The sequence below is a fragment of the Solemya pervernicosa gill symbiont genome (assembly GCF_002020875.1).
In the GTDB taxonomy this organism is placed as follows: Bacteria; Pseudomonadota; Gammaproteobacteria.
The window spans coordinates 1-3,417 of sequence record NZ_MPRL01000121.1; the positions used below are offsets into that span (position 1 = coordinate 1).

General features: G+C 51.6%; 1 protein-coding gene and 1 pseudogene. One reads left to right on the forward strand and one right to left on the reverse strand.

Going from position 1 to position 3,417, the window contains the following annotated elements; genetic code table 11:
• The first annotated feature begins 84 nt into the window (after positions 1 to 84).
• Positions 85 to 663 carry a hypothetical protein gene (locus tag BOW52_RS16405; protein ID WP_078485162.1) on the forward strand — a complete coding sequence of 193 codons (579 nt, stop codon included), beginning with the start codon at positions 85 to 87 and terminating at the stop codon, positions 661 to 663.
• 31 nt (positions 664 to 694) lie between these two features.
• On the opposite strand, the pseudogene BOW52_RS16415 reads toward BOW52_RS16405, so the two are convergent.
• A pseudogene (locus tag BOW52_RS16415) lies at positions 695 to 3,361 on the reverse strand (bifunctional diguanylate cyclase/phosphodiesterase).
• Positions 3,362 to 3,417 lie beyond the last annotated feature (56 nt).

Below are 3,417 nucleotides of genomic sequence, written 5' to 3' on the forward strand. Positions count from 1 at the left end.
TCTTCGTCGTTCGCTCGCGCTCTCAACTACGAATAGGCAGACGGCGTCGACTATCGCGGACTAACCGCCTTCGCTTCGCTATCCATGGCGGTCAGCGCACGCATCAAACGCATTTACAGCAAAATTCTCGATTATGCGACGCAACTACAGCAGAAGTTCACACTCGATGACTGTGAGATCGAGACGATCCGAAATGTACTGGTTGCAGATCGTCTGCTGGTTCAGGTGGTCAAGCGTATGAAACCACTCCACCTCAATATGGACCGTTATCTCGACTCAGATAACGACGCCATTCGTCGTGAGTACAACACGCTACGGCGTCATATCCTCAAGGTAGTGCGGCTGATCAAACACATAGGGCCTGAGGGTATCGAGAGTGAGGATCTGCAATCTCTGCAGCAACAGCGGAAAAAGGCTAAACATCTGGATACCCTGCTCAACGGTCGCATCGGTGAGCTGTTACTCACAAATGTGATCACACGAGAGATGGCCTCTTCACTGATCAACGACAGTGCCAACGCCGCCAGCATCACCAAAAACCTGGTCGACATCGCCACTATGCTCTACGCACCGAAGGATGCACTGGTTAACGCCCTTGATGATCAGAATGCAGCGCTCTACTCCGCCAAGCTAGAGAGTGAAGAGGTCGACAGCAGAAAATAGGTCAGCGGCTGTTCAACCAAAGATAAGCAACCTAATCCTGCGCACTCTCCTGCAGTAGCTGCACAAAGGTCTCAGCGGGTACCGGTTTTAAGAAGAGATAGCCCTGTAGCTCATCACAGCTCTCTTTAGCAAGGAACTCCGCCTGGCTCTCTGTCTCCACACCCTCGGCAACAATCGACAACCCCAGACTCTTCCCCAGAGCTATGACGGCACGTGAAATGGAGATGTCGTCTCGGTCCTCTGGCAGACCAGCGACAAAGCTCTGGTCGATTTTCAACTTGTGGATGGGTAATTTTTTCAGATAGCTCAAGGAGGAGTAGCCGGTTCAAAAATCATCAATGGCTATCTTGGCACCCAGCTCGGTAAGGCGTACCAGCATGGCCAGAGAACGTTCCGTCTCTCGCATCAGTGCGCTCTCTGTAATCTCCAGTTCCAGCATCTCTGCTGGCATCCCGCACTCTTTCAATACCGTTGAGACGAGTGATACTAGATCCTGTTTTACAAACTGCTGCACCGAGATATTCACAGCAACGTTGTTCAGTGGATAGCCGCTCTGGCGCCACATCTCAGCGTCGGAACAGGCCGTTCGTAATACAAACTCACCCACCTGATTAATCAGATCACTCTCTTCAGCAAGGGGAATAAACTGAATTGGTGGAATAAAACCCAGCGTGGGATGGACCCAGCGAACCAGGGCCTCAGCACCGACGATTTTCCCCGTTAAGGCGTTAATTTTCGGCTGGTAGTAGACCACCAGCTCTTTCTGTTCAATGGCACTGTGCAGCGCACTCTCCATCAACAGTCGATCATAGGCAGTCGTCGCCATCTCCTCGGAGAAGTATTGATAGTTGTTACGTCCACGCTCCTTGGCGCGATACATCGCAGTATCGGCAGCACGTATCAGTTGATCCCCATCATTTCCATCTTCAGGGAAAAGCGCGATGCCGATACTGCATCCAAGGTGGATCTCATGTTCATCAAGCAGGAAGGGAGGTTTAAAGGAGTCGAGCAACTTAGCAGCAATGTTGGCAATCGCATCAAGCTTGTTCAGATCATCGCTGAGCACAATGAACTCATCACCACCCAGACGTGCCACCGTATCCTCCGCACGTACCAACGTTACCAGTCGATCGACCACCTTCTGCAGCAGACGATCACCAAACAGATGGCCAAGACTATCGTTAACCATTTTAAAACGGTCGAGATCGAGAAAAAGAATAGCTAACTTGCTTCCATTGCGGCGGGCATGATGGATCGCGGTGGTTAGACGGTCATTAAACAGGCGACGATTGGGCAGTCCCGTCAAAGCATCGTGGTTGGCCTGATTATCAAGCTCTTCACGAATTTTGTGTAACTCCGAGATATCGGAGAAGGTCGCGACATAGTTGGTGGTTTGACCTTTTTCATTGCGTACCGAACTGATCGTTAACCACTCGAGGTAGACCTCACCACTTTTGCGTCGATTCCAGATCTCACCACGCCAGCGCCCATCCTTTTCCAATCCCTGCCACATCTGTTCAAAAAATCTGTCGTCGTGGCGACCTGAACTAAGCAGGCTCGGCGTCTCACCCAACACCTCCTCCGTCTGATATCCAGTAATATCACTAAAGGCCTGATTGATTGCGACGATTTTACCTTCTGCATCGGTAACGATAATGCCGTCATTGGTACTCTCAAATACCGTAGTCGCCTGACGCTGATACTCCTCGGCGGCCAGTCGCTCAGAGATGTCGTTAAATGTAACAACCGCACCGTTGGCGTGTCCCCTATCAAGCAGTGGTGTAGCAACATAATCTACGGGGATCATGGTGCCGTCTTTGCGCACAAAGTACTCAACACCCTGGCGCATCACACCAGAATGCAAAACCGAATAGATTGGACAGTCGTGATCAGGATAGTCACTGCCATCCTCATGACGATAGTGCCAGGTCTCATGAGAGCGTTTACCAATCAGCTCCTCCGCCTCAAAACCGAGCAGTTCAGCGGCCCGCGGATTGACAAAGGTATGACGTCCCTCACTATCCAGACCAAACACCCCCTCTCCAGCCGCCTCGAGAATCATATGATTTCTACGCTCTAGCGCCTCTCGTTCAGCGCTGGCCATCAGACGGCGTGTGATGTCTTGAAAGTAGTGCACCAGATAGACTTCGGAATCGAATTCGGAACTACCCACCGAGAGCTCAGCTGTAAATGGACTTCCATCTCCCCGCTGGCAACGAATCTCAAAGCGTTGTGCAGAGAGAGAAATGTCTCTTGGTGCGGCCAAACCATGAAGCAGATTAAGGTAGTGCGTGCGATGCTCCTCCAGGATCAGCGTTTCGACCAGAGAGCGCTTTATCAGTTCTCTCTCCGCGAGGCCAAATACACGTTCGGTCGCGGCATTACACTCAAGTATGTGGCCATCTTTATCCGTCGTAATGATCGGATCGAGAGAGGCGATCATGATTGCATTTCGCTTATGGCGGTCGGCGAGTAAATCGTGCGACATGGCGTTGAACGCCACAGCAGTCTGAGCCAACTCATCACTCCCCTTCACCTCCAGCTGATAACCCAACTCACCCGCAGAAAGGCGCTCTGCTCCCGTTGTGAGCGCAAGCAGCTGTCGTGTTAAAAAACTACCAAACACGAGTGAGAAGAGCGCGACCAGTACCATCTCTGTCGGGGAGTCGCTATTTTTGCGGAAGCTTGTTTTGGGCATCCAAGCCCAAGCAAGCGGCAAATACTTAACGCGACCGTTTATGCCTACGGCGCCCC